Raw genomic sequence first — 25,653 nt, forward strand, 5'->3', positions numbered from 1 at the left:
TCGCTCATCTGGCGCGGACCTGCGCCCAAAGGCGCGATCCCTGCGACGAATGGTCGCCGCGCCCCTGGCTACGGCGAACGGCCCCCTGCGCACGACCGCCCACCCCCCTGGTCCCGGCGGCGTGGGCTCAGGTGGAGCGGGGCCGCCAGTCGCCGCGGTTGACGTCGAGCGTCTCGGGCGTGTGCAGCCGCACCATCGTGCGGGCGACGCCGCGCGGAACGCCCCCGGGCGTCAGCAGCGACACGACGATCATGACGGCGAAGGAGATCGGCACCGTCCAGGCCGCCGGCTGGGCCAGCAGCGCCCCGGTCCACCCGGTGTACGGGCCGCCGGTGATGACCGCGATCACGGCCGTGCTGGCCAGGCCGCCGCCGGTGAGCAGACCGGCCATCGCCCCCGCGGCGCTCAGCCGCCGCCACCAGATGCCGAGCACCAGCAGCGGGCAGAAGGAGGACGCGGCGACCGCGAAGGCCAGGCCGACCACGTCGGCGACGGCGAGAGATCGGGCGGAGGTCGCCAGCACCAGCGGCACGGCCACCGCCATCAGCGTGGCGGCGCGGAACGACTGCACTCCCCCGCGCAGGATGTCCTGGCCGATGACGCCCGCCACCGACACCGCGAGCCCGGAGGAGGTGGACAGGAACGCGGCGAACGCCCCGGCCGTGACCAGCGCGCCGAGCACCTCGCCCGCCGTCCCGCCGACCAGGCGCGCGGGCAGGGTGAGCACCACCGCGTCGGTGCGGCCGGTCATCAGCAGCTCGGGGGTGTAGAGGCGGCCGAGCGCGCCGTAGATGGCGGGCAGCAGGTAGAAGGCCCCGAGCAGGGTCAGCACGACGAGGGTCGTGCGGCGGGCGGCCCGCCCGTCGGGGTTGGTGTAGAAGCGCACCAGGACGTGCGGCAGTCCCATGGTGCCGAGGAAGGTGGCCAGGATGAGCGAGTAGGTCGCGTACAGCGGGTGCTCCCGGCCGTGCAGGGGCAGCGCCCACTCGTGGTCGGTGAGCACCGGCAGGTTCTCGGCGTGCGGCACCAGGGCCCCGGCGGGGAAGCCGAGCGTCGTGTCGGCGGTGACGGTGTGCGGGCCGGGCGTCAGCGTGAGGCGCTCCCCCCGCAGGACGCGGCCGTCCACCCGGCCCTTCGCGGTGACCTCGACCGGCCGCTGGACGCCGATGGTGACGTCGACGCCCATCGTCACGGTGACCGGGGCGGCGAACACCGGAGGCGCGTCCCCCTCGGGCGCGGGCCTGCCGTGCGCGTACCAGGCGAACAGCAGGAACACCACGGGCAGGGCGAGGGCGGTCAGCTTCAGCCAGTACTGGAAGGCCTGGACGAAGGTGATCGAGCGCATCCCGCCGGACAGGACGTTGACCGCGACGACGACGGCCACGAGCAGGCCGCCCACCCACGCGGGGCCGCCGGTGATCGTGCGCAGCACCAGGCCGGCGCTCTGGAACTGCGGCATCAGGTACAGCCAGCCGATCAGCACCACCAGGACGCTCGCCATGCGCCGCACGGCCATCGACTCCAGCCGGGCCTCGGCGAAGTCGGGCAGCGTGTAGGCGCCCGAGCGGCGCAGCGGCGCCGACACCAGCACCAGCAGCACCAGGTAGCCGCCGGTCCAGCCGACCGGGAGCCACAGCATGTCGGCCCCGTAGGCGAGGATCAGGCCGGCGATGCCGAGGAAGGAGGCCGCCGAGAGGTACTCCCCGCCGATCGCCGAGGCGTTCCACAGCGGCGAGACGGTGCGCGAGGCGACGTAGAAGTCGGAGGTGGTGCGCGAGAGCCGCAGGCCGAAGGCCCCGATGAGGATGGCCGCCACCATGACCACCACCACCGCCGCCACCCCGAGCCCGGCGTTCAGCGCCGTGCTCCCGCCCGGACGGAGGTCGGGCTCGCCGGAGCCGGCGCCGCCGAGGTGCGCCGCCGGAGACCGCCACCCCGGCATGTCCGGGGTCGGCGTTTCCCGGAGCTGTCCCCGGCACAACCGGCGGCGCGGCCGGTCACCGGCGCTCGACCAGGTCGGCGAAGTGGCGCTCGTTGCGCTCGGCCTGGCGGACGTACAGCCAGGCGCCGGCCACGAACGCCGGGTAGATGAGCCCGGCCAGCACCAGCCACGGCAGCGGCACGCCGAGCAGTCGCACCTCGCGCAGACCGGGGACCAGCAGGAACAGCAGCGGCAGGCCGCCGATGACGCACGACAGCACCGTGCAGACGAACAGCGCCAGCCGGAACTGGGTGCGCACCAGCGAGCGCATGTAGACCTCGCCGAGGCTGGTCTGCTCGTCGATCTCCCGGGTGACGGGCTGGCGGGGCCTGCGGGCGGCGGTGGTGCGCGGGCTGGTGACCACCTGCCGCCGCGGCCGTTCGGGGGTCTTCGGGGCGATGCGCCGCCACCCGCCGTCCTGCGGCCGGTCCCCGCGAGCGGAGGCCGGCGGGGACGGCTCGCGGTCGGCGCCCACTCGGCGCGGCCCATCCTGGCGCGGCTCACGGTCGGCGTTCACTCGACGCGGCCTTTCCTCGCGCGGCTCGTGGTCGGCGCCCACTCCGCGTGGCCGTTCCTGACGCGGCTCACGGTCGGCGGTCATTCGGCGCGGCCTTTCCTGGCGCGGCGGACGAGCAGGTCGCGCAGCTCGCGGGTGTGGCGGCGGCTGACCGGGATCTCGGTGTCGCCGATGCGCACCGTGCAGCGGCCGGAGTCGATGTGCAGCTCGTCGATGTGCTTGACCGCGACCAGGTGGCTGCGGTGCACGCGGATGAACCCGGCGCCGGCCCAGCGCTCCTCCAGCGCGGCCAGCGGGATGCGCACCAGGTGGCTGCCGCTCGCGGTGTGCAGGCGCGCGTAGTCGCCTTGGGCCTCGACGTAGCGGACGTCGGAGCTGGCCACGAACCGGGTCACCCCGGCCAGCTCGACCGGGATGGTGTCGCCCTCGGGCGCCGGACGCGCGGCCTCCTCCCCGGCGCCCGGACCGCCCGGGATGCCGGCGCAGACCCTGCGGATGGCCTCGGCGAGCCGCTCGGGACGAACCGGCTTGAGCAGGTAGTCCTCGGCCTTGATCTCGAAGGCGTCCACCGCGTGCTCTTCGTAGGCGGTGACGAACACGACGCGCGGCGGCCGGGCGAACTGGGCCAGCAGGCGGCCGAGCACGACGCCGTCCAGGCCGCGCATGCGGATGTCCAGGAAGACCGCCTCGACCGGCCTGCCGTCGGCCATGGCGCGGTCGAGCATCTTCAGCGCCGACGCGCCGTCGCGGGCCAGGGCGACCTCGCCGATGCGGGGATCGGCGCGCAGCAGGTACGCCAGGTCCTCAAGCGCCGGCTGCTCGTCGTCCACCGCGAGCACGCGCAGGCCCGTCACCTCACCGCCACTCACCCTGACTCGCCCAGGGGCCGCCGAACCGGGGCGCCGACCTGGCGAAAGTTGCTCCTCATCCCCCTAGAGGGTGGTGAATCGGGCAGGGGAAGTCAACGGGTCAGACGCCCGGCGCTGATAACTATACGGAGACGCCCGGCCGGTATTTGGGCAGGCGGACGCTCACCTTGGCCCCCGCGCCCACGGCCGTCTCGACCACCAGTCCGTACTCGTCGCCGTACACCTGGCGCAGCCGCTCGTCGACGTTGGCGAGCCCGACGCCCCCGGTGCCCGACCGCTCGTCGGGGTCGCCGGACAGGATGCGCCTCAACCGCTCGGGGTCCATGCCGATGCCGTCGTCCTCCACGCTGATCAGGCACTCGGCGCCGGCGTCCTCGGCGGTGATGGCGATGCGCCCGACGCCGTCCTTGCTCTCCAGGCCGTGCCGCAGGGCGTTCTCGACCAGGGGTTGCAGGCACAGGAACGGCACCGCCACCGGCAGCACCTCCGGGGCGATGCGCAGCGTGACGCGGAGCTGGTCGCCGAAGCGGGCCCGTTCGAGGGTGAGGTAGCGGTCGATCGAGCGCAGCTCCTCGGCCAGGGTGGTGAACTCGCCGTGCCGCCGGAAGGAGTAGCGGGTGAAGTCGGCGAAGTCCAGCAGCAGCTCCCTGGCCCGCTCGGGGTCGGTGCGCACGAACGAGGCGATGGTGGTCAGCGAGTTGTAGATGAAGTGCGGGGAGATCTGCGCGCGCAGCGCCCGCACCTCTGCCTCCATGAGCAGGGTGCGCGAACGGTCCAGCTCGGCCAGCTCCAGTTGGGAGTCCACCCAGGCGGCGACCTCGCCGGTGGCCCTGACCAGCCCGGCGCTGGCGTGGTCGCCGTAGGCGGCCAGGGACCCGACCACCCGGTCGTCGGTGGTCAGCGGGACCACCACGGCGTACCTGACCGGGCACTCCGGCGACAGGCACCACACGACGTCGGGGCCGAGCACCTGGATGCGGCCGTCACGGAGTGTCTCGGCGGCGTGCGCGAAGGCGTCCTTTGCATGGTGCTCCCCCGCGCCGTCGTAGACCAGCAGCTCCTCGCCGTTGGTGATGGCGATGCCCGGCGAGCCGAGCAGCTCGCGCAGGTAGCGGGACGCCTTGAGCGCCCCGGCGGCGGTCAGCCCGGCCCGCAGCGGCGGAGCGGCCAGGGAGGCGGTGTGCAGGGTTTCGAAGGTGGCGCGTTCGGCGGGGCTGGTGCCGAGCTCACGCCGGCCGCGCAGCACCCGCCACAGCACCACGGCCGGCACCCCGACGAGGGCCAGCAGCACCGGCACGGCGAGCAGCGGTTCCACGCCGCCGGAGCCTACCCGGGCCTGCCGGCACCCAATAACCCACCCATCGCCGGACCGCCCGCCTCCTGCGCCGGACGGCACACCCCACGTCACTCTCGCTGCCGAACGTCCTCTGGCGCGGATCGGTCGGGCATTCCTGTCGCGCGGCGCAGCCGGGTGAACTCCGCCGCCAGGGCTGCGGGCGGGAAGTGAGCGTTGCGGCCGCTGGGTTGGGCAGTATCCATACCCGAGCTCCGCCGATCGTGTCGGCCTGGGCTCCGATGCGTGCCTGAGGCGCGCCGAACGCGGCGCGGTATCCACTGACGCCGAGAAACGCCGCCCAGCGGGGAGAGAAAGCGTGCAGGCGCCGCGTCAGGTCGCCTCCGCCGTCGGCCAGTTCGCGGGGCGTGAGCTGGTCGGCTCGGGAGGTGGGCCGGCGCACGATGCTGGTGATGCCCAGGCCCAGGTCCAGCAGGTCTCGTTCCTGTTGTGGACGCAGGAGGGCCGGGGTGAAGCCGGAGGCGTACAGGGCCGGCCAGAACCGGTTTCCCGGCGTCGCGAAGCTGTGCCCGGCCGCGACGGAGAGCGGCGCGGGATTGATGCCGACGAAGACAACGGTCAGTTTCTCGGCGAGGACGTCCGCCAGTCCTCCGGTGGGGACGTCCGCCATCTGTTGATCACTCATGGTCTCCCTATCCGCCCGGGTTCGGCGTGATCAGAACAGCGTCGCCTGTCGCGGCGGTTCCGGCCGGCCGCGTCGGCCGCGCAGGGCGAACTTGTCCTCGGTGGCCTGATCCGGCAACGGCAGCCCGTACCGGGTCAAGAGAGGAAACAGGCGGGCACGCATGTCCTTGCGGTAGTCCGGGAGGACCTCTGAGCCCTTCGCGTACAGCGTGGTGTAGGTGGCGAGGAGTTCGGGGTGATGGATGCGCAGCCAGTCGAAGAACACCTCCTTCGCACCCGAGGCGAGATACAGCGGTGTCCAGTGCACGCCCCGTCGCGCCGGCCTGCGCCACGGCCCGGACGGTCACCCCCTGGAATTCCGGGGTGCGCACACTGCGAACCAAGGTCGACAGACGGGCGAGCCCCGGCAGTGCCGCGTCGTCCACAGCGTCCGTGCGCTGGCGATCCCACCGCATCGGCGCGGGCCCGTCACCGCGGGTGTGCTCCTTCTCCGGGGAAGTCATGGTGTCTTTCAACCTCGCTTTCGGTTCCCGAAGGATGCGCCGATGACGAACCAGATGAGGTGCCGTCCTCTGAGTCGCTCATGCTGTTTCGCAACCGTCGACAGCGACAGACGATTTCTCGATGCCCGTGCTCTTCGACAACCCTGTCGCGTCGTGGATGTTTTCGACGGCCGGGCTGGGAGCCCCTCGGGAGCGCGATGAGCGGCTCGCCCGTCGAGCAGGACTACAGCGTGTCGAGCTACTCCGACCCTATCGTGCTGGGGAGGGAGGCGATGGCGCGAGAAGTCCTGCGACCACCACCACCGCGAAACCGCATCCTCGCCGAAGACGACCCACTCGAACCGACAGCGTGAACATCAGACTCCCCGGTGCCGTCCGATGCCGTCGCCTGGTTGAGTCTCAAGTGAGGTGAGGCCGCATAGTCGTTCACGCCTTCATCTGTTCCTAGGCTTGGGAGTTGCCCATGGCTGCCGCGCGTGCCCGTTGTCGGTCGTCGGCTCAGGTCGTGTTCTCTGGCGGCGCCGGCGTCTTCCTTGAGCGGCCGGCCCGGGGGTCGGCCGGTCATGCCGCGCCGGTCCGTCATGCGCTGCCGGTCGATGAGCGGGGCCGGGCCGCGTGAACGACGACGGCCTTCACACGATCGGCGAGGTGGCCCGGCTGACCGGACTGTCGGTGCCGACGGTTCGCTTCTACTCCGATGAGGGATTGGTGCCGCCGGTGGGCCGGTCACCTGGTGGATACCGTCTCTATGATGACGAGGCGCTGTGCCGGCTGGAACTGGTCCGGACGCTCCGTGATCTCGGTGTCGATCTCGCGACGGTCACCCGGGTGCTCACGCATGCGCAGAGCCTGGCCGATGTCGCCGAGCGGCAGGTCGCGGCCCTGGAGACCCAGATTCGGACTCTGCGGATACGGCAGGCCGTGCTGCGCCAGGTCGCCACTCATGGTGCGGACGCGGCCGGGATCGCGCGCGCCAACCGGCTCGCCCGGCTGACCGCCGAGCAGCGCCGTCAGACGGTGACCGACCTCATAGGCGAGACGACTCGCGGGCTCGACATGGAGCCCGGCTTCGCCGCGTACCTGCGCTCGATGCTGCCGGATCTGCCGGACGACCCCACGGTCGAGCAGATCGAGGCATGGCTGGAGCTGGCGCACCTCGTCGGTGACCCGTCCTTCCGGGACAGCGTTCGCCGGGCGTTCGAGCGACATGCCGCCGACCGTTCCTCCGGTGCCGACCAGGGCGACCCGGAGAGGTGGCGACAGGTCGAGCGGACCGTCGCGGACCTGGCAGGCGGGGCCATGGCCGACGGGATCTCTCCGACCTCTGTACCGGCCCAGGCCATCGTGGAGGAACTGGTCGCCGCGTTCGCCGCCGCCCACCGGCGCGAGGATGACGCCGAGTTCCGGATCTGGCTCGCCGAACGCGTCCGTATCGGGGCCGACCCCCAGGTCTCGCGGTATTGGCGTCTGCTGGCCTTGATCAACGGCCGGCCCCCCAAGTCCGACCCGGTGCCGGCGGCCCGCTGGTTCCTCACCGCACTCGAGGCGGCCACCGGCATCCGACCCGATCGCTAGTGCGCTGTCCACGAACGTTCACCGGCTCGGGCGCCGTAGCAGGCGCCGGCATCGCCGTACCACGACCCGCCGACCCGGCGCCGATCAGTGCAGCACGTGGCCGAGGGTGGAGAGCCGCGCCCGGTGAACGTATGTGGTCACCGCACTAGGTTCTTTCACCCGGCCGGCCACTGTCTCGGCGCCGCCGGCGAAGCATCCCGCCCGCCCCTGTCGCGGGAGGACGGGTGACTCGGCGCGCCGGAGCCGTCCTTCTATGGGATGGGGTGGTGCCGAAGGGCCTCTATGAACCAGTCGAATACCGGTTCCAGGCTCGGTGGCGCCGGCCAGCCGTTGATCGTGGAGAGCAGACCGAAGTACCGCCCGGCGCGCGGGTCGTTCGCGACCTCCAGGCGGGTCAGCAGCTTGCGGCGGTACTCGGCGCTGTCGGGGTGGCCGAAAGTCGTCGTATACCCGGCGATGATCTCCGCCAGGACCGGCCGTGCCGCTGGTGAGCCTGGTTCGATGCCGTCGGCCTGGGCCTTCTGGACTCGCTCGCGGACCAGGTCGGTCACCTCATGGTGGAGCCCGGTCCGGTCTCCCTCCGCCCTTTCGGCCGCCTGATGTTCGGCCATGCGGCGGACACCGGCCCTGAAGCCGGGGTCCTGGATCAGGGTGGACAGTTCCGCGTAGGCCTCCAGTTGCGCGGGAGACGGCTCGGCGGGCATCTCAGGGACGGCCGACCTCATCATGGCGACGAAGTCGGGGTTGGCGTCCAGATCGCCGAAGATCTCGTCGACGAAGCCGTTGACGAGCCGCTTGCCGTCCTCAGCGGACGGTGTCGCTTGTCGGGACATGAGAAATCCTTCTTCCATGAGGGCCGGATTCGATCGTGGTGGTGAGACGGAACGCGCTCCAAGCGAGTGCTCGCCGTTCGCAGCACCGATCCTGGGGCCTCTGGTTACCTGAGACTCAAGCCCGAGAAGGTCGCGCCGGTCATCGCGTCAGCTCGCAAGGCGCTTGACCCCCGGATTCGCGACCGCACCCATCACGGCCGGCGCGCGGCGAGGTAGGCCCATACTCTGTGGCCGGTCGCCGGGGCGCCCTGGAAGCCGGCGCGTTCGGCCAGGGCGGCCACGATGGCCAGCCCACGCCCGCCTTCCGCGCAAGCGATGTCCGTCCGGCCATGGTCGCCGAACGCCGGGACGCCGGCCCCGCCGAGGTCGTAGACGGTGACCATGACGCCCACCGCTCTAACGGAGGCGCCGAGCGGCCGACGGCGGGGCGAGTTGAGCGCGATCTCCACGGTGAAGTGGCCTTCCGGCGATCCGCTCCGGGTGTGGCGGACGGCGTTGCCGGCCAGCTCCCCGACGACCAGTTCGGCATCGTCGGCGAACGGCGTGCCGCCGAGCAGGAACCGGGTGAAGCGCCTGGCTTCCGCGGCCTGGTCCAGCGCGCCCGGAAAGACGCGCCGCCAGACCAGAATCTCCGGGCCGAGCCGCACGGCCTCTTCGACCGGCACGGCGTGCAATGGGTGACCGGCGTACGGCGAGCCGGGCGGCGCGACACGATCAGCGGCCTCATCGACCGTCACAGCGTGCGATGGGTGACCGGCGCACGACGGGCCGGACGGCGCGACGTCTTCGGCGGCCACGCGCGGCGCCTCGTCGCTGGAGTCGGTTCTCGTGGACACGAGCCACAACGATCGCCGAGCGAGCACGCATCTCCGATCCCACCTTCCTCCACGGCGATCTTCCAGGCGAAAGGCCCGATGACGTGCGCGAACACAGGTGTTCGCCTGATCACCACCCGGCAGAACCCACCGACATCCCCCGGCTTTCCTCATTCTCCGTAGTCAACAAGACACTTTCCGTATAAGTTCTGTGATCCGGGAACCTGTTCGAGTCGTAGTCGGGGAGGCGGACGGCCATGTCGGGCGAGGGAGTTCACGTCCTGCTGGAGTGCAGGCGGCGCAGTGAGGCGCTGCGCGCCATGGGCTACACCTTCGACCAGATCGCCGACCTGTTCTCGGTCTGTTACGACGTCAGCCGGTTGCGCCTGTACCGGTACGCCTACGGGCTGACCGCCGCCGAGGCCGCCGCGCGGTACAACGACCTCGACCCGGCGGGCACGGCGGCGCTGCGGGAGTCACGGCTGTACGAGTTCGAGCACTGGCCACAGCGCGGCATGCGCCCGACGGCCCGCACCATCGCCCTGTTCGCGCACGTCTACCGGACCACCGCCCGCCGCCTGGTCAGCGACCGGGTCTACGCCTCCTACAGCGTGCGCGACCGCGACCTCATCGACCGCACCGACCACCGTTCGTCCCATAGCGCCCAACGGCCCTCTGCCGCCCCCGTCGCCATCTCGGGGCATGTCACCATGGGTCAGGAAGTGGAAGCGGCACGCCCGGCGGTCCCCGTTCCCGGCTTCAAGGATTGCGCCGCGCTGCTGCGTGCCCTCACAGCCGAGGAGGCCGACGTGAAGCGCCGCGATCTGCTGTTCGAGCTCGCCCTCGCACTCGGCGGCGCCCCCGCCCTGGCGCTGCTGCGCCACCTGTCCCCGCCGGAGAAGGACCGCCTGGCCACCGCGATCCGTTCCTCCACCCGGGTCGACGCCGCGACCGTGGAACTGATCGAGAAGCTCACCGCCCGCTGCCGCCGCCTGGACGACGAGTTCGGCCCCGCCAAGGTCCTGCCCGTCGTGGAGGGCCAGCGCGCCCTCGTCGCCGACCTGCTCCACCGCGAGTCACTGCTCCCCGGCCTGCGCGACCGTCTCATCCGCGCCTACGCCGAACTCAGCCAACTCGCCGGCTGGCTCCACCACGACCTCCTCGACCACCCCGGCGCCCGCCGCCGCTACCAGGAGGGCCTCACCGCCGCCCACCAGATCCGCGACGCAACCTTGATCGCCTACCTGCACACTTGCCTGGCGGCAATGGCTCGATATGAGGGTCGCACCGGCAGTTCACTCGACCACATCTACGCCGCCCAAGGCTGGGCGCGACAGAGTCCAAGCACGTTGCTCCGTTCTGTACATGCCATTGACCTCGCCCGAGTCCTCGCCGCCAACGGCAACGTCCGCGACAGCGAACACGCACTCACCCGATCACGACAACTGGTGGAACATCCCCGGACCGAGGCCGACCCCTCTTACCTCTACTGGTGGACGCCCAGCGGCGTACAACGGCACGCCACCTACTGCATGCTCGCCTGGGGACGCCCCGACGAGGCCATTGATTCAGCACAACGAGCCTTGTCGCCAGCCGCGATCAGTCCGTTGATGCGCGGGGAAACCCTGCTGATCTATGCCGATGCCCTGACCCAGAAGCGCGAGATACCGGCCGCAACCGACAAGATCCGCCAAGCAGCCCGCATCACCGTCAGGCACAGCTCCGGACGCCTCGCCGACACCATCCGCCAGACCCGCACCCGCCTCGAACCCTGGGCCACCAACAAACACGTCCGCACCCTGGACGAGGAACTCGCCTCCCTGGGCATCACCTCGGTTCGACCGGCATAAGGCGTCAGCGCCGACATGGATTCCATGGTCCGCACACGGGCCGGAGGCCACCGGGCGGAGCCCGGAAATTCATCCCGAGCGAAGCAAGGCCCATACAGAGGGGCCGTCGACAAACAGGGCAAGCTGGGGCGGACCTCAACCTCTGATGGCCTCTGCGATGTGCAGGGCGACCTGGGCGGGCGTGAGGTGGGTGGTGTCGACGACCTCGGCCTCTTTGTGTAGCCACGTGCGGGCCGCCTCGGCGTAGGGCTCAAGGTATTTGAGACGGAAGGAGGAGGGGCCAAGGAGAGTGTCCCCCTCGATGCGCCCGCGGAGGGTGTCCTGGTCAGCGTGGAGGACGAAGTGCCGTACCGGAATGGCATGTTGGGCGAGGCCCGTGCTGATCTCACGCCAGTACTGCTCGACCAGGACGGTCATGGGCATCACCAGAGTGCCGCCGGTGTAGTCGAGTACGCGGCGGGCGGTTTCGACTACGAGTGGCCGCCAAGGCGGCCAGTGCTGGAAGTTGTCCGTTGCCGGCAGCCCCGGCGTGATGTCCATAAGTGTCTCGCCGACCTTCTCGGCGTCGAACACCCGTGAATCCGCGATCAGTTGCTGCACGAATGCACTGGTCGTCGTCTTACCTGCGCCGTGGGTGCCGTTGAGCCATACGATCACAGGCCCCGATGCTAGTGCGAGCCTCGGGTCGTTGTTCGTGTCGTGAGCACGACCGTCCATACATCACGTTGAGCGGCAATCGAGGCGCTGCCTATTGTCCGCATGGAACGCCTTGGAATCGCACCTGATCGGCCGGACGTGCGTCTCTGGGGCACGTACGCGGGCAGGTCATCGGGCGGAGCCCGGGAAATACGGCCCGAGCGGAGCGAGGCCCATTTCGGCAGGGCTAGGGTGATCGCTGTTGCCCTGTGATGGTGGAGGAGACGTTGATGACCGCCGACCCAACACTGACCCGGATCGGCCAAGCGGTGGACCTGCATCACGGCCAAGGTCAGCGCGACGCCGCTCGCGACCTGTTCGCGCAGATCTGGGATGACATCGGCGGCGAGCAGGGCGAGCCTCTGCATGTGTGCGTCCTCGCCCACTCGATGGCCGACGTGCAGGACGACGTGCACCAGGAGCTGGTGTGGGATCTGCGGGCGCTCGCCGCCGCCGATCGGGTGACCGATGACCAGGTGGCGCAGGCCGGGGTGCCGCTCCCGGTGGCCGGCCTGTATCCGTCGTTGCACCTGAACCTGAGCGAGTGCTACCGCAAACTGGGCGACCTCGACCGCGCCCGTGAACACTTCCAGCAGGCCCGGGCCGGCATGGGCGCCCTCGGCGACGACGGGTACGGGCAACTCATCAGAGGCGGCCTGGAGCGGCTGGCCGAGCAATTGGGTGAGACCGTCTGATCCCCGGTCTCCGCGCGCGTGGTCGAGCCCGGGCGAAGCGCGAAAAATACAGTCCGAGCGGAGCGAGGCCCTTTTCTAGGCGGAGATGGCGCCGGTGTGGGTTACAGGCCCAGGCCCTTTTCCACGCCGGAGAGACCGCCTGGACGCGGGCGGAGTACGGTCCTAGGGCCTCTACCGGCAGGCCGCCGAGGGGCTCCGGCCCGCTTGGAACGCACCGAAGAGCGTGGGTACACCATCAGGGCCGAGGTCCGGGTCTTCGCTGCGCGAGTGAACCAACTGGAGGAGTCGCACACGCTCTTCACGCGCCTGATCGGGCCTGAGCTGGTCGATCAGCCGGTGAAGATCTTCGTTACTCTTCCTGCGGTGCCGTCATGCTGTCGAGTCTACGACGCGGGCCGGACGACAGGAGATCGGTAGCGACCATCCACTCGCGGTAGGAGACGGACCCTGAAAAGACCACGTGGGGCGTTAGGGCGTGGGGTCGAGGGCTTCGCGGAGGCGGGTGGCGTACGACGCGGCTTCGGCGTCGTCTTCGTATTTGACTCTGGGCCAGAAGAAGCCGCGCAGGCCGTCCTTCTTGTGGCGGGGGACGACGTGGGTGTGCAGGTGGGGGACGCTCTGGCTGATGCGGTTGTTCATGGCGACAAAGCTGCCCGCGGCGCCGAGGCCCTTCTCCACGGCCAGGGAGACCGCCTGGACGCGGGCGAAGTACGGTCCGAGGGCCTCCCCCGGCAGGTCGCCGAGGGTCTCGGCGTGGTCCCTGGGAATGACGAGCACGTGGCCCTTGAACACCGGCCGGACGTCGAGGAAGGCGACGGCGACCTCATCGGCGAGGACGAGGTGGGCGGGCAGTTCCCCCTTGGCGATACGGCAGAACAGGCAGTCTCGGGCGCTCCCTGTGACGGCGGCCCCGGCGGCTTGCGGGGCGGCAGGCCCGGCGGTCCCCGTGGCGGCGGTCCCAGCGGTCTGCGGGGCGGCCCCGGCGCTCCCCGTCGCGGCGGGCCCGGCGCTGCGCGGGGTGGCGGGGGGTGTCACCATCCGACCTTCGCGGCGCCGGACAGCAGGGCGCGGGCGATGACCATGCGCTGCACGTCGTTGGTCCCTTCGCCGATTGCCATGAGCGGGGCGTCGCGGTAGAGGCGTTCCACCACGAACTCCTGAGAGTAACCGTAGCCGCCGTGGATGCGCATGGACTCCATGGTGGCGCGCAGCGCGACCTCCGAGGCGAAGTACTTGGCCATCGCCGCCTCGGCGTTGACCGCGCCGGCCTGTGAGCGGTCGGCCGCCCAGTAGGTGAGCAGCCGGGCCGCCTGGATCTCGGTGGCCAGGTCGGCGAGCTTGAGCTGGACGGCCTGGAAGCCGGAGATGGGCTGCCCGAAGGCGTGGCGCTCCCGGGAGTAGTTCAGGGCCGCCTCATAGGCGCACTGGGCGACCCCGACGGCGCGGGCGGCGATGTTGATCCTGCCGAGTTCCAGCGCCGACAGCACTTGCTGCATGCCGCGGCCCTCGATCCCGCCGAGCAGGGCCGAGGCGGGCACCCGGACGCCGTCGAAGACCACCTCGCAGGTCTCGGTGCCCTTGTAGCCGAGTTTGGGCAGGTCGCGGCTGACGGTGAACCCGCGGTCGGCGTCGACGAGCAGCACCGACATGCCCTTGTGCGGCGGCTCGGCGATGGAGGTCTTCACCAGGACGGGGAGGGGGTCGGCGTGGCGGGCGTTGGTGATCCAGGTCTTGGTGCCGTCGATGACGTACTCGTCGCCGTCGCGGACGGCGCGGGTCTGGATGCCCTGCAGGTCGGTGCCGGCGCCGGGCTCGGTGAGGGCGATGCCGGTGCGGCGCGCGCCGGTGGCCAGGTCGGGCAGGTAGGCGGCCCGCTGCTCGTCGGTGCCGTACCGGGCGATCATCCAGGCCGACAGCGTGTGGGAGCCGAGGACGCCGGCCACGCCCATCCAGCCCCGGGCGATCTCCTCGAAGACCAGGGCGAAGGACACCCGGTCGAGGTCGAGGCCGCCGTACTCCTCGGGGACGGTGACGCCGAACAGGCCGAGCCGCCGGAATCCCTCGACGATCTCCTCGGGGTAGCGTCCTTCGCGTTCCCATTCTGAGGCGACGGGGATGATCTCCTGGTCGACGAACTCGCGCAGGGTGCGCCGGAACATGCGCTGATCCTCGTTCAGCTCGAAGTCCATGCGGGCGTCCGATCTTGGCAGGGGGCCGGTCCCGGCCATTCCAGCACGCCCGCGCCTCCGCGCGAAGCTCAGGTCGCGCGCGAGGCGAGCCGCGGGCGGCGCAGCGTCACGATCGTCTGGGCGCCCTCCGCGTCGACGACGTCGAAGGCCCGCACGGAGCCCTGCTGCACGGTGTCCGCCATGATCTGGCGCGGGTGGGGGACGGCGTGCCGGGTCACCGTGTCACCACTGGGCCCGCCGAGGCCGACCGCGAACTCATCGTCCTTGGGGTCGTACTCCAGGTAGGCCAGCGGCGACCGCTCGGCCTCGATCAGGTCGCCGAGGTCCCTGCTGACCACTTCTACGGTGACCTCGACGCCCTCGTAGTCGCGGGTCATCGCGTCGAAGAACTCCCGCCATTCGCCGCGCGGAAGGTCGGGCCGGCGCTCCTTCATGGCATGCCCCCTCTCTTGAGCGCGGTCCGCGGGCCGCGCCGCGTCAGGTCCATGGTCGGGCGTCCCGAAGGCGGGCACATCACCCGATCGGGTAGGAGATAGGCGATCACCCCCGGACCGCCAAGGGGACAGATCATGTGCTATCACCTCAATGACGGATGAAACCGGGTCTCGTGGGGATGAGCCTGGTACACCCTCCCGAAAGGATCACCTTGATCGGCACCGGCCACGGCCCCGGCGGGCCCCTCTCCGCGCTCGGCCTCGACGAGCTGCGCGAACGTCACAGCGCCAAGTGGCGGGAGTACCCGCCGGAGGTGCTGCCGATGTGGGTCGCGGAGATGGACACCCCGCTCGCCGAGCCGATCGCCGACGCGCTGCGCGAGGCCGTGGCCCGCGGCGACACCGGGTACGCGGTGGCGTGCGGCCTGCCGGAGGCCTTCGCCGCGTTCGCCGCCCGCCGTTTCGGCTGGCACACCGACCCGGCGGCGATCCGCCTGGTGCCGGACGTGATGGCGGGGATCATCGAGGTGCTGCACCTGGTGACCGCCCCGGGCGACCGGGTGGTGGTCAACACCCCGGCCTACCCCCCGTACTTCTACTGGCTGCCGCGCATCGGCCGTGAGGTCGTGCAGAGCCCGCTCGCGCTCGGCCCGGACGGCTACCGGCTGGACCTCGCGGCGCTGGAGCGCGACTTCGCCGCCGGCGCCGCCGCGTTCCTGCTGTGCAACCCGCACAACCCCACCGGGCTGGTGCTCACCGAAGAAGAGCTGCGCGCCGTCGCCGCGCTCGCCGGCCGGTACGGGGTGCGGGTGATCTCCGACGAGATCCACGCCCCGCTGGTCTACGCGGGCGCGCGGCACGTGCCGTTCCCGTCGCTGGACGAGCCGGCGGCGGCCCGGTCGGTCGCGCTGGTGTCGGCGTCCAAGGCGTGGAACCTGGCCGGGCTGAAGGCGGCGCTGGCCGTTCCGGGGCCGGAGGCCCGCCGCGACCTCGCCGCCATCGCCGCCGAGGTCAGCGAGAGCTCGGGGATGTTCGGCGTGCTGGCCTCCGAGGCGGCCTTCACAGCGGGCGAACCATGGCTGGACGCGCTGATGGCCGGGCTGAACGCCAACCGCGCGCTGCTGGGCGACCTGCTCGCCGAACGGCTGCCCGGGGTGGGATACCAGCCGCCGCAGGCGACCTACCTGGCGTGGCTGGACCTGCGGGCGCTCGGGCTCGGCGACGACCCGGCCGAGTGGTTCCTGCGCCGCGGCTCGGTGGCCCTGTACTCGGGCCTGAAGTTCGGCGCGCCGGGACGCGGCTTCGCCCGGTTCAACTTCGCCACCCCGCCCGACCTCCTCACCGACGCGATCGCCCGCATGGCCTCCTCCCTGGCCGCCCGCCCCCACCCCAGCCGCACCAGCGCCCTGGACGCCCTCTGAGCCCTACGGGGACCGCCCCCCACCACTCTGGATCGGGGAAGGAGAAGGTATGGGCTCAGCCCGCCCAGAGTATGTCGACAATGCGCAGGGTCTGCGTCTCGTCATCAACGATGAAGGTGAGCATTCCCTGGCTGTCGTCTCCGAAGAAGGCATGTCGCACCGCTGAGTGACCGGGACGCTCCGCGACCGCGTCCCACGGATCATGGAGAAGCTCGATGAGACGATCCAGCAGCGGGCCGTCGCGAACCTCTTTGGGAAGGCCGTTCAGCTCATACAGGGCACGCCCGTGGAAACCATCGAACTTGTGGCTCACACTCGGCCTTCCCACTCTGGCGGTGCGTAGCGGGTGAACATCTCTGTGCGACCTTGGCGAGCGTCTTCAACCGCCTCCTCGTAGCCGGGGCGGGCGTAGGCGATCGCTCGCAGACGCCATTGGCGCAGCAGCGTCTGCACCTGCTTGAACCTGACCAGGTCGTGCGCGGCGTCCAAAGCCTCGTCGTACTCCGACCGGAACTGGGCACGATGCGACGGCGGCAGCGCCTCGAAGATCGCGGCAGGGTCCTCCCCGGGGTCACGGGGCGCGACGGGTTCCAGCGGCTGTGCGGTCATACCGACCAATGTATCGGCCCCGAAGCCGTCGCTGCCGGTGTCCGCCCATCGGCGCGACGGCGGCTCGGCGAGGTCGCCGGACTGGCGCGCCGCCTTTGGTCTGGGGTGGCCGACCGGACCTCAGGTGTCGATGAAGCCGGGGAGCCGCGCTGCGCGAGGCCGTGGCCCCGGGCGCGCGGCACGTGCCGTTCCCGTCGCTGGACGACCCCGCGGCGGCCCGATCGGTCGCGCTGGTGTCGGCGTCCAAAGCGTGGAACCTGGCCGGACTGAAAGCCGCGCTGGCCGTCCCGGGGCCGGAAGCCCGCCGCGACCTCGCCGCCATCGCCGCCGAGGTCAGCGAGAGCTCCGGGATGTTCGGCGTGCTGGCCTTCGAGGCGGCCTTCACAGCGGGCGAACCGTGGCAAGCCGGGACGCGGCTTTGCCCGGTTCAGGATCCGAAGTCCTGTGCGGGCCCCTCGGCGGTTCAGCTCACCACAAGGACGATCTTGCCTTGGACCCGGCCGGTCTCGCTGAGCTCGTGTGCCTTGGCCGCCTGCGCCAGGGGGAGGACCGTCTCGATGGCGACCTGGAGGGTGCCGCTTCGCGCCAGTCCGGCGATCGCCTCCAGGTCGGTCGCGGACGGGGTGAAGCCGAACTCCACGAAACGCAGGCCGCGCTCCTCGGCCAGCTCGCGTACGGCGCTGCGGTCCGGGCCGGTGCCCCGCACGTCGATGAGCGTTCCGCCGGGCGGGGGGGTGTCCAGCGAACGGGGCCCGTAGTCGTCGGCGATCGGGTCGAGGACGACGTCCACGTCGCGCGCCACCTCGGCGAAGTCGACCCGCGTGTAGTCGATGAGCTCGTCGGCGCCCAGCCGACGCAGGAAGGCGTGCTTGTCGGCGCGGGCGGTGCCGATCACGTACGCGCCGCGCGCCTTGGCGATTTGCACGGCCAGGTGGCCGATGCCGCCGGCGGCCGCGTGTATCAGTATGCGCTGTCCGGCAGTGATGGGCGCGACGTGAGTCAGTGGCTGCCAGGCGGTGAGCGCCGTGGTGGGCAGCGCGGCGGCCCGCACATGGTCCAGGTCGGCCGGCATCGGGCTCAGCCACGTGTCCGGCACCGCCGCGTATTCCGCGTAGGCGCCGTTGGGCGGGAAGGCGTTGCCGAACACGGCATCGCCCGGACGCAGCCCGGTCACCGCCTCGCCGACCGCCTCCACCCTGCCCGACAGGTCCAGCCCGAGAGTGAGCGGCGGTTCGAATCTGTGCTTGAGCAGTCCAGAGCGGATCTTCCAGTCGGCGGGATTCACTCCGGCCGCCTTGATCCGTACGAGCACCTCGTTCGGGCCCGGCTCGGGCCGTCCGATCTCCATGGTCTCCATCACCTGCGGGCCACCAAAGGTCCGCTGGCGCACGGCGAGCATGCGCGCGGTCATCGCTCACGTCCCTCTTCATGGTCACCGCGACCCGTCGGGCCGCGGCTTCCATGCTGGTCGTCAGCGGTACCTGTAGTAAAGAAGGCACCCATATGGTATCTAGGTACCCCATGGATACCGCATCGGCTCGTGACCCCGGGCGCGTGGCTCTCACCTACCGCCGCGACTGCCCCTCGCGCACCGTCATCGAGGTCCTGGCCAACAAGTGGGCGCTATACGTTCTGGCAGCCCTGCGGCGACAGGACGGCCCTATGCGTTTCAACCACCTGCGCCGGCTTCTGGAGGGCATCACCCAGAAGATGCTGACCCAGACGCTGCGCGCGCTGGAACGCGACGGCCTGGTCAGCCGTACGGTCTATCCCACCGTTCCGCCCCGGGTGGAATACGCGCTGACCGAGCTGGGCGTCGAGGTCGGACAGCTGACCACCGCGATCGCCGACTGGTCGATCGCGCACGCCTCGGAGATCCTGACCAGCCGCAGGGCCTTCGACGCCCGCCCGCCTGCCGATGCCGCCCCCCTTCCCTCCGCGTCCGGCTGATGGGCCGGCGGCCGGGACGACGCCCAGGTTCCGAAGGCACAGGGGTCATGCCGACCAATCTCAGGTGTCGATGAAGCCGGGGGGGACCATGACGCGGAGGCCGTTGGGGATGGCCTTGATGGTGAGGGGGGTGCGGAGCAGGACCTCGCCGTCCACGTCGGCGGCGAGGGGGGGCTCGGTCTCCAGCAGCATCTCGGTGCCGGTGACGAACGGGCCGCCCGCCAGGCTGCGCCAGCGGCCTCCGGCGGCGCGCACCAGGGTCTCGGCGAGCAGCCGCAGCCGTTTGCCCGAACCGAGCTGGTAGGCGACCAGGCGGCGGTTGTCGATGCTGATGTCGCGGGCGATCTGCCAGCCGCCGTGGTAGCGGCCGTTGGCGATGTTGAGCTGGTGGGTCAGCAGCTCGTGGCGGCGGCCGTCCACGGTGATGTAGGCGCGGAACGGCTCGTGCCGGGGCAGGACGGTGAGCGCGGTGAGCGGGTAGGCCGCGCGGCCGAGCATCCGCTTGAGCCACGGCCTGACCGTGCCCGCCACCTCGACCGACACCCCGAAGCTCGCGAGGTTGGCGAACGGCTGGTCGCCCGCCATGCCGAGGTCGATGTCGGCGACCTTGCCCCGGCTGAACACCCTGACCGCCATGGCCAGGTCGAGGGGCAGGCCGAGGCTGCGGGCGAAGTTGTTGGTGGTGCCGAGCGGGAGCACCCCGAGGGCGACGTCCCGGTGGGCGACGTGCTTGACCGCCGAGCTGAGCGTGCCGTCGCCGCCGCCGACCACGAGCAGGTCGGGCCGGAGGTCCAGGGCCTCGTCCAGGATCTGGGGCAGCCGTGAGGGGTCCATGACGGCGTAGGTGCGCAGCGGCCGGAAGCCGTCGGCCTGCATCAGCCGCAGCGCCTCGAAGTAGCGGTGGCGGCCCCGGCGGGACCGGGTGTTCACCACAAGGACCACTCTGCGCAGATCGCGGATCGCCCTGGTGTGTTCCGCCTTGGTCCGCAGCTCGCTCACCGATCACCCGTCCCGTAGTTTCCGTCCGGGACATGCTATGCGGGCGGGGAAAACGAACGGGACGGGCGCGGCGAGGCCGCGCCCGTCCCGGGTGGCGGCGGCCGGCTCGCGGGCCGGCCGCCGCTCTATATGGTCATCCGTGCCGATCTACTTCTTCGGCGCGGTGAACTGGGCGATCACGCCCAGGTTGCCCGGCAGCGGCGCGATCAGCTTGACCTGCGCGCCGAGCTGCTTGCCCTCGTCGCCGGGGTTGCCGGTGCCGAGGGTGAAGCCGTTGACGGTCTCGCCGTACAGGTCGGTCGCCGGGGTGCCGTCGGCGTTGACGACCCGCACGGAGTACTGCTGGTCGCCCTTGGAGGGGACGACCACCGATCCGTCGCGGAAGCGGTAGTACAGGCCGTCCTCGCGGGACTCCAGGCCGGGGTACCAGCCCTTGGCGTCGGTGAAGGCCTTCACCGGCTCCTGGGGCTTGAACGAGGTGCACGCCTCGACGAACGGCGCCGACTCCAGGCACTCCTTGAAGGAGTAGGTCTTGTTGAAGCCGAACGCCGCGTTGGAGGCCTGCGGGCGGGAGGGGATGTTCTTGGTCACGCTCGGGTCGACCTCGGCGGCCTTGCCGGTGCGGCGCAGCGGGTCGAAGTGCGAGTCGACCAGCAGCAGCTGGCCCTTCGCGCCGGCCGACGGCAGCGACCAGATGTTGGACGCCGCGTTGTTGTAGCCGAGCGAGGTGTCGCGCAGCCAGACCAGCATGCCCGGGGCGTTGTAGGGGACCTTCTCGACCTTCCAGGCGCCGTCGCGGTTCCAGGTGGTGTCGTAGGTGTAGCTGAGGCCCTTGTCGAAGCCGTCCAGGTTGCGCCACTCGGCCAGGTAGTACTGGGCGCTCTTGAGGGCTCCGGAGTGCTGGGTCCAGCCGGCGCCGGTGGTGTCGACGAAGGTGCCGACGGTGGCGGTCCAGCCGTTGGCGCCCTGCTCGACGTCGTCGCTCCACACGGTGGTGGCGCCGCTGGTGATCGACAGGTCGTCGACGAACCAGCCGCGCTCCTCGGCGGCGGCGTCGGTGGCGTAGCGCAGGCGCAGCTTGACGCTCTTGCCGGCGAACGGCGCGAGGTCGGCGTAGTAGTGCTGCCAGCCGCCGGAGTCGCCGGTCAGGCCGTACTTCTTGTTGCCGTAGTCCTTCATGCGCTTGTTGGGGTCGGCGTAGTCGTCCCCGGTGGAGACGAGAGAGCCGTCCTCGCCGTAGATCTTCTGCTCGGACCAGGTGGTGCCGCCGTCGGTGGAGACCTCGACGAAGCCGTAGTCCCAGTCCTGCTCGATGGTGTAGTCGTTCCAGAAGCGGAACTTGGTGTCGGTGCCCGCGGGGACGGTCACGTCGCGGGTGATCCGCACGTCGGCCCAGTCCTGGTCGTTGCCCGACCACCACACCTTGCTGCCGCTGTGCGGGGTGGTGAGGACCACGTCCTTGTCGGGCAGGTTGAGCCGGACGCCGTCCTCGGTGAGCTTCGGCGTGCGCGAGGACTGGCCGACGGTGAGCAGCTTGGTGCCGTCACCGGGGTTGAGCACCTTGGGGTTGGCCCAGCCCAGGACCCACTTGTCCCACAGGCCCATGTGGATGGGCATCGACTGGAAGATCGGCCCGGAGTGCGAGCCGGTGGACATCAGGTCCCAGAACTCCACGTCGCTGTCGCCGGCGCCGGTGGCGTCGTACAGGTCCGGCAGGCCCAGGTCGTGGCCGTACTCGTGGGCGAACACGCCGACGCCGGAGTCCTCCGGCTGCACGATGTAGTTCGAGATCTTGATGCTGGTGCCGGGGATGGTGTAGCCGCCGGGGATCGCGCTGGAGTGCGCCCAGATCGCGAAGGTGCCCTGTGCGCCGCCGCCGCCGGACTTGTCCTCACCGGCGTGAACGAGCACGAGGTGGTCGATGACGCCGTCCGGCTCGTTGTAGTTGCCGTCGCCGTCGGCGTCGGAGGTGTCTTCCTTGTCGTAGTCCGCCCACGGGAAGCTCGGGTTCTGCTGCGCCAGGATGTTCACCGCGTCGACGCCCATCTGGGCGGTGCCGCGCGGGTTGTCCGGGTGGCCGGAGCTGTCCTGGATGGCGGCGCCGCAGGCGCCCGCGCCGTACCAGGCCTCGGAGTGCGGGACCTTGATCCAGCCCAGGGCCTCACCGGTGACGGTGTAGGCGCCCTTGGACATCTCCTCGTACATGTTCTTCATGGTGTAGCCGGAGATGTCGATTCCCGGCTTGCCGTCGCGAGGGTCCTTCAGGTCCGTGCGGACCCGCTGGGTGATGCCCTTGCTGGAGTAAAGCATGTTGTTGTAGTGGGCGTTGTTGAAGTCCTTCACCCACATGGAGTTGTTGTCCTTGCCGCCGCCGGCGGCGGTGGCGGGGTTCGGGATGGTGTTGTGCAGCGGCCCGTTCACCTTGGTTCCGGGCGGCTCGGTGACGCAGACGTCCGGCTCGTCGGTGCTCTTGGGGTGGCTGAAACCCGAGAAGTCGTCGTTGGCGTTCTCGTTGAACTCGACCAGAAGGGTGAGCAGTTTGGCCTGCTGGGTGACCTTGGCCTTCTTGTACAGGAACTCGAAGGGGTTCTTGCCGGTGCGGACGGCCGTGTGCTCGCGCTTGGTGAGCTCACGGGCGGCGACCGGGTTGCCCAGGGAGAACTTGTGGTCGATCTCCTCGGCGGTGGGCACGTCGCGGCGCCGCTTGGCCGCTCCGGTGTCCACCTTCTCCTCCGCCTTCGAGGCGCTCTCGCTCTGAACCCTCGGGGGCGCGTAGTTGATGTAGTAGTCGCTCGCGCTGGGCTTATATTTGGCGACCGAGGTGTCACCGGGTGCCGCGGCACCCGTGACCGCGAGGCCCGCCGCCGCCAGCCCGAGAACCGGCAGCGCGGCGACGAGACGCCTGACTCTGCGTGACAACGAGGTTTCCTCCTCCGCCCGGGGTGTCCGGGCGACGTCAAGGCGTGCCGTGAATGGACACGCCAACGGTGGAGATCTGCGGCGCTTAGCCAACGAACGCCCCAGATTCGGCAAAGCGGACGTTAGACGAAAAGGTAAAGGAGTAGTAAAGCCGACAGCGGATGTTGCGAAATCGTCATCCTGGCGAGTCCGATCCGATTGCGGTTTCCGGGGGTTCCGCCCCGCTCCTGTCGCGGTTTCCGGGCATCCGGCCCTTCGTCCCACCCCAGGTGCACATCACTTCGGCGCTTTCGCACCGGCCCTCCGGAGCCGGGGCGGGGGATTCCGGTCCGGCTCGGCACGCGCGACGGGAGAACGTACAGTCACAGACGTGAATCCCGTTGACTCCCTCATCGACGCGCTGCCCTCCGGCCGGGTTCTGACCGATCCGGACGTGGCCGGTTCCTACGCCCGCGACCAGACCTTCCTGGAGCCGGGCAAGCCGCTGTGCGCGGTGGCGGCGCAGACGCGCGACGACGTGGTGGCCACCATGCGCTGGGCGAGCGAGCACCGCGTCCCGGTGGTGCCCCGCGGGGCGGGCACGGGGCTCGCGGGCGGGGCGACGGCCGTCGAGGGCTGCGTGATGCTGTCTCTGGCCCGCATGACCGCCATCCGCGAGCTGTCCCCCGCCGACGAGGTCGCCGTCGTCGAGCCCGGCGTGATCACCGCCGACCTCGACCGGGCCGCCCGGGCGCACGGCCTGATGTACGCCCCCGACCCCTCCTCCTACGAGATCTCGACGATCGGCGGCAACCTGGCCACCAACGCGGGCGGGCTGCGGTGCGTGCGGTACGGCGTCACCCGCGACTCCACGCTCGGCCTTGAGGTCGTGCTGGCCGACGGCAGGATCCTCGCCACCGGCGGCCGCACGATCAAGGGCGTCACCGGCTACGACCTCACCGGGCTGTTCGTCGGCTCGGAGGGCACGCTCGGCGTCATCACCGCCGCCACCCTGCGGCTGCGGCGGGCGCCGTCGGTCCCGCCGGTCACGATCGCCGCCGAGTTCCCCTCGCCGCGCGCCGCCGGGGACGCCGTCGCCGCGATCGTCGCCGCCGGCTGCCAGCCGCTGCTGCTGGAGCTGATGGACCGGGGCACCCTGGAGGCCATCGACGCCTGGAAGAACATCGGCCTGGACCCGGGCGTGCGGGCCATGCTGATCGCCCAGGCCGACGGGCACCTGCCCGGCGACGCCGCCGAGATGGAGCGGCTGTGCGAGGCCAACGGCGCGGGCTTCGTCGCGGTGTCCTCGACGCCGGAGGAGACCGAGGAGCTGATCGGGCTGCGCCGGCTGGCCTACACCGCCAAGGAGCGGCTGGGCGCCTGCCTGGTGGAGGACGTCTGCGTCCCCCGCTCGGCGCTGCCCGACATGATCACCCTCATCGAGGAGGCCGCCGCCCGGCATGGCGCGCACATCTGCACGGTCGCGCACGCCGGCGACGGCAACCTGCACCCGGTGTTCATCTTCGACCGCGGCCTGCCCGAGCCGCCGCCCAACGTCTGGGCCGCGGCCGACGAGGTCTTCCGCGCGGCGCTGGAGCTCGGCGGCACGCTGACCGGCGAGCACGGCGTCGGCCTGCTCAAGCGCCGCTGGCTCGGCCTGGAGAGCGGTCCGCTCGTGACCGAGGTGCAGCAGGGGATCAAGCGCGTGTTCGACCCCCTCGGCATCCTCAACCCCGGCAAAGCGATCTGACAGCGCCCTTTACCTGGGGCCCCACTGGTACCGTTCATCACGCGAAGTGCTGACATATCGCTTTATCGGGGGTCTGGGGTGGCACAGGGGCTCACGGACGAGGACCCGCGCCGGCTGGGCGCCTACGAGATCGTCGGCCGGCTGGGAGACGGCGGCCAGGGGGTGGTCTACCTCGGCCGCGCCGGCGCGGGCGAGCCCGTGGCCATCAAACTGCTGCACGCCCGGCTGTCGGGGGACGCCGAGGCGCGCTCGCGGTTCCTGCGCGAGGTGTCGGTCGCGCAGCGGGTGGCGCGGTTCTGCACCGCCTCGGTGCTGCACGCCGACCTGGCCGGCAACCAGCCCTACATCGTCAGCGAGTACGTCCCCGGCCCGTCTCTGCGCCAGCTCGTCGACCGGGAGGGCCCGCGGCGGGGCGCCGCGCTGGACCGCCTGGCGGTCTCCACGGCCACCGCGCTCGCCGCCATCCACCGCGCCGGCATCCTGCACCGCGACTTCAAGCCCGCCAACGTGCTGATGGGCCCGGAGGGGCCGGTCGTCATCGACTTCGGCATCGCCCGCGCCCTGGACGCCCCGGGGGCCACCGCCACCGGCGACACCCTCGGCACGCCGTCCTACCTCGCGCCCGAGCAGCTCGCCGGCGCGGCGGTCACCCCGGCGGTCGACGTGTTCGCCTGGGCCGTGACCATCGTCTTCGCCGCCACCGGGCGCCCGGCCTTCGGCGCGGACTCCATCCCGGCCGTGATCAACCGCATCCTCAACGAGGAGCCGGACCTCACCGCCCTGGACGGTCCGCTGCGCCCGCTGGTGGCCGCCTGCCTGGCCAAGGACCCGGCCCGCCGCCCGCAGGCCGACGACCTGGTCGCCCACCTCCTGGGCCGCCCCTCTCCCGCCCCGAGCAGCGCCTTCGCCGCCGGCCAGGGGCCCGTCCCGGGACCCGGCCACGCTCGGGGACCCGGCCACGCTCGGGGACCCGCCGGGCAGGCGCCCGGCCACGCTCAGGGTCCCGCCGGGGCGGCGCCCGTCCATGGTCAGGGAGGCGGTCCCTCGGGGCCCGCGGCCGGCGGGCCGGGCCGGGCGGCGGGTGATCCGCG

Annotated in this window: 24 protein-coding genes; 7 read left to right on the forward strand and 17 right to left on the reverse strand. The window is 71.1% G+C overall.

The annotated features are described in order from the left end of the window. Positions 1 to 127: 127 nt before the first annotated feature. The 6 genes from ABZU32_RS37210 to ABZU32_RS37235 all read right to left on the reverse strand — a co-directional run bounded on the left by ABZU32_RS37210 (position 128) and on the right by ABZU32_RS37235 (position 5,610). Positions 128 to 1,942 (reverse strand): cation acetate symporter, encoded by a 1,815-nt coding sequence (locus ABZU32_RS37210; RefSeq protein ID WP_354930499.1) that lies wholly within the window; start codon positions 1,940 to 1,942, stop codon positions 128 to 130. Between the two features lie 55 nt (positions 1,943 to 1,997). Beyond that, positions 1,998 to 2,498 carry a hypothetical protein gene (locus ABZU32_RS37215; RefSeq protein ID WP_354930502.1) on the reverse strand — a complete coding sequence of 167 codons (501 nt, stop codon included), beginning with the start codon at positions 2,496 to 2,498 and terminating at the stop codon, positions 1,998 to 2,000. 80 nt (positions 2,499 to 2,578) lie between these two features. Next, positions 2,579 to 3,352, reverse strand: coding sequence for a LytTR family DNA-binding domain-containing protein (locus tag ABZU32_RS37220; RefSeq protein ID WP_354839562.1), 774 nt, complete (start codon positions 3,350 to 3,352; stop codon positions 2,579 to 2,581). 136 nt (positions 3,353 to 3,488) lie between these two features. After that, a complete protein-coding gene (locus ABZU32_RS37225; RefSeq protein WP_354839559.1) occupies positions 3,489 to 4,682 on the reverse strand; it encodes a histidine kinase in 1,194 nt (397 codons plus the stop codon). After that, a complete protein-coding gene (locus ABZU32_RS37230) occupies positions 4,594 to 5,346 on the reverse strand; it encodes a mismatch-specific DNA-glycosylase (protein ID WP_354930505.1) in 753 nt (250 codons plus the stop codon). The genes ABZU32_RS37225 and ABZU32_RS37230 overlap by 89 nt, the downstream gene beginning before the upstream one ends. Positions 5,347 to 5,376: 30 nt before the next feature. Further along, on the reverse strand, positions 5,377 to 5,610 hold the full coding sequence (locus tag ABZU32_RS37235; protein ID WP_354930508.1) for a hypothetical protein: 234 nt from the start codon (positions 5,608 to 5,610) through the stop codon (positions 5,377 to 5,379). 853 nt (positions 5,611 to 6,463) lie between these two features. Here ABZU32_RS37235 and ABZU32_RS37240 point away from each other — a divergent pair. Then, positions 6,464 to 7,423: a MerR family transcriptional regulator gene (locus tag ABZU32_RS37240; protein ID WP_354930511.1), complete on the forward strand. Its 960-nt coding sequence runs from the start codon at positions 6,464 to 6,466 to the stop codon at positions 7,421 to 7,423. 251 nt (positions 7,424 to 7,674) lie between these two features. On the opposite strand, the gene ABZU32_RS37245 is transcribed toward ABZU32_RS37240, so the two are convergent. Together ABZU32_RS37245 and ABZU32_RS37250 are read right to left on the reverse strand one after the other, a co-directional pair. After that, positions 7,675 to 8,256: a hypothetical protein gene (locus ABZU32_RS37245; RefSeq protein WP_354930514.1), complete on the reverse strand. Its 582-nt coding sequence runs from the start codon at positions 8,254 to 8,256 to the stop codon at positions 7,675 to 7,677. 191 nt (positions 8,257 to 8,447) lie between these two features. Then, positions 8,448 to 9,092, reverse strand: a complete 645-nt coding sequence (locus ABZU32_RS37250; RefSeq protein WP_354930517.1) for an ATP-binding protein — start codon at positions 9,090 to 9,092, stop codon at positions 8,448 to 8,450. A gap of 236 nt (positions 9,093 to 9,328) precedes the next feature. On the opposite strand from ABZU32_RS37250, the gene ABZU32_RS37255 reads away from it, so the two are divergent. Then, complete coding sequence (locus ABZU32_RS37255) at positions 9,329 to 10,921, forward strand: hypothetical protein (RefSeq protein ID WP_354930520.1); 1,593 nt, start codon at positions 9,329 to 9,331, stop codon at positions 10,919 to 10,921. 135 nt (positions 10,922 to 11,056) lie between these two features. On the opposite strand, the gene ABZU32_RS37260 is transcribed toward ABZU32_RS37255, so the two are convergent. Then, the gene (locus ABZU32_RS37260) at positions 11,057 to 11,578 is read right to left on the reverse strand and encodes an ATP-binding protein (protein WP_354930523.1); all 522 of its coding nucleotides are present in this window, start codon (positions 11,576 to 11,578) and stop codon (positions 11,057 to 11,059) included. A 269-nt stretch (positions 11,579 to 11,847) separates the two neighbouring features. Between ABZU32_RS37260 and ABZU32_RS37265 the strand changes: the two genes are divergently transcribed. Then, the gene (locus ABZU32_RS37265; RefSeq protein ID WP_354930526.1) at positions 11,848 to 12,312 is read left to right on the forward strand and encodes a tetratricopeptide repeat protein; all 465 of its coding nucleotides are present in this window, start codon (positions 11,848 to 11,850) and stop codon (positions 12,310 to 12,312) included. Between the two features lie 468 nt (positions 12,313 to 12,780). On the opposite strand, the gene ABZU32_RS37270 is transcribed toward ABZU32_RS37265, so the two are convergent. The 3 genes from ABZU32_RS37270 to ABZU32_RS37280 all read right to left on the reverse strand — a co-directional run bounded on the left by ABZU32_RS37270 (position 12,781) and on the right by ABZU32_RS37280 (position 14,935). Further along, positions 12,781 to 13,350 (reverse strand): HIT family protein, encoded by a 570-nt coding sequence (locus ABZU32_RS37270; RefSeq protein ID WP_354930529.1) that lies wholly within the window; start codon positions 13,348 to 13,350, stop codon positions 12,781 to 12,783. Continuing rightward, on the reverse strand, positions 13,344 to 14,501 hold the full coding sequence (locus ABZU32_RS37275) for an acyl-CoA dehydrogenase family protein (protein ID WP_354839501.1): 1,158 nt from the start codon (positions 14,499 to 14,501) through the stop codon (positions 13,344 to 13,346). Before ABZU32_RS37275 ends, ABZU32_RS37270 begins: the two co-directional genes overlap by 7 nt. 68 nt (positions 14,502 to 14,569) lie before the next feature. After that, positions 14,570 to 14,935, reverse strand: a complete 366-nt coding sequence (locus tag ABZU32_RS37280) for a DUF5335 family protein (RefSeq protein WP_354839498.1) — start codon at positions 14,933 to 14,935, stop codon at positions 14,570 to 14,572. A 212-nt stretch (positions 14,936 to 15,147) separates the two neighbouring features. On the opposite strand from ABZU32_RS37280, the gene ABZU32_RS37285 reads away from it, so the two are divergent. Next, positions 15,148 to 16,356: an aminotransferase class I/II-fold pyridoxal phosphate-dependent enzyme gene (locus ABZU32_RS37285; protein WP_354930532.1), complete on the forward strand. Its 1,209-nt coding sequence runs from the start codon at positions 15,148 to 15,150 to the stop codon at positions 16,354 to 16,356. 55 nt (positions 16,357 to 16,411) lie between these two features. Here ABZU32_RS37285 and ABZU32_RS37290 read toward each other — a convergent pair whose 3' ends face one another. From ABZU32_RS37290 to ABZU32_RS37300, 3 genes are all read right to left on the reverse strand, one after another. Then, positions 16,412 to 16,669 carry a hypothetical protein gene (locus tag ABZU32_RS37290; RefSeq protein ID WP_354930534.1) on the reverse strand — a complete coding sequence of 86 codons (258 nt, stop codon included), beginning with the start codon at positions 16,667 to 16,669 and terminating at the stop codon, positions 16,412 to 16,414. Then, positions 16,666 to 16,965, reverse strand: a complete 300-nt coding sequence (locus ABZU32_RS37295) for a DUF6247 family protein (RefSeq protein WP_354930537.1) — start codon at positions 16,963 to 16,965, stop codon at positions 16,666 to 16,668. Before ABZU32_RS37295 ends, ABZU32_RS37290 begins: the two co-directional genes overlap by 4 nt. A 463-nt stretch (positions 16,966 to 17,428) precedes the next feature. Then, on the reverse strand, positions 17,429 to 18,376 hold the full coding sequence (locus ABZU32_RS37300; protein WP_354930540.1) for an NADP-dependent oxidoreductase: 948 nt from the start codon (positions 18,374 to 18,376) through the stop codon (positions 17,429 to 17,431). A gap of 110 nt (positions 18,377 to 18,486) precedes the next feature. Here ABZU32_RS37300 and ABZU32_RS37305 point away from each other — a divergent pair, with 110 nt between their 5' ends. Continuing rightward, the gene (locus tag ABZU32_RS37305; RefSeq protein WP_354930543.1) at positions 18,487 to 18,915 is read left to right on the forward strand and encodes a helix-turn-helix domain-containing protein; all 429 of its coding nucleotides are present in this window, start codon (positions 18,487 to 18,489) and stop codon (positions 18,913 to 18,915) included. Positions 18,916 to 18,975: 60 nt separating this feature from the next. Here ABZU32_RS37305 and ABZU32_RS37310 read toward each other — a convergent pair whose 3' ends face one another. Both ABZU32_RS37310 and ABZU32_RS37315 read right to left on the reverse strand, forming a co-directional pair. Then, positions 18,976 to 19,914 carry a diacylglycerol kinase family protein gene (locus ABZU32_RS37310; RefSeq protein ID WP_354930546.1) on the reverse strand — a complete coding sequence of 313 codons (939 nt, stop codon included), beginning with the start codon at positions 19,912 to 19,914 and terminating at the stop codon, positions 18,976 to 18,978. Positions 19,915 to 20,061: 147 nt separating this feature from the next. After that, positions 20,062 to 22,833, reverse strand: a complete 2,772-nt coding sequence (locus ABZU32_RS37315) for an immune inhibitor A domain-containing protein (RefSeq protein WP_354930549.1) — start codon at positions 22,831 to 22,833, stop codon at positions 20,062 to 20,064. Positions 22,834 to 23,203: 370 nt separating this feature from the next. On the opposite strand from ABZU32_RS37315, the gene ABZU32_RS37320 reads away from it, so the two are divergent. Together ABZU32_RS37320 and ABZU32_RS37325 are read left to right on the forward strand one after the other, a co-directional pair. After that, positions 23,204 to 24,562: an FAD-linked oxidase C-terminal domain-containing protein gene (locus ABZU32_RS37320; protein ID WP_354930552.1), complete on the forward strand. Its 1,359-nt coding sequence runs from the start codon at positions 23,204 to 23,206 to the stop codon at positions 24,560 to 24,562. 78 nt (positions 24,563 to 24,640) lie between these two features. Next, on the forward strand, positions 24,641 to 25,653 hold a 1,013-nt coding region (locus ABZU32_RS37325), incomplete at its 3' end, for a serine/threonine-protein kinase (RefSeq protein WP_354930555.1).

This window comes from Sphaerisporangium sp. NPDC005288, assembly GCF_040607475.1.
In the GTDB taxonomy this organism is placed as follows: domain Bacteria; phylum Actinomycetota; class Actinomycetes; order Streptosporangiales; family Streptosporangiaceae; genus Sphaerisporangium; species Sphaerisporangium rhizosphaerae.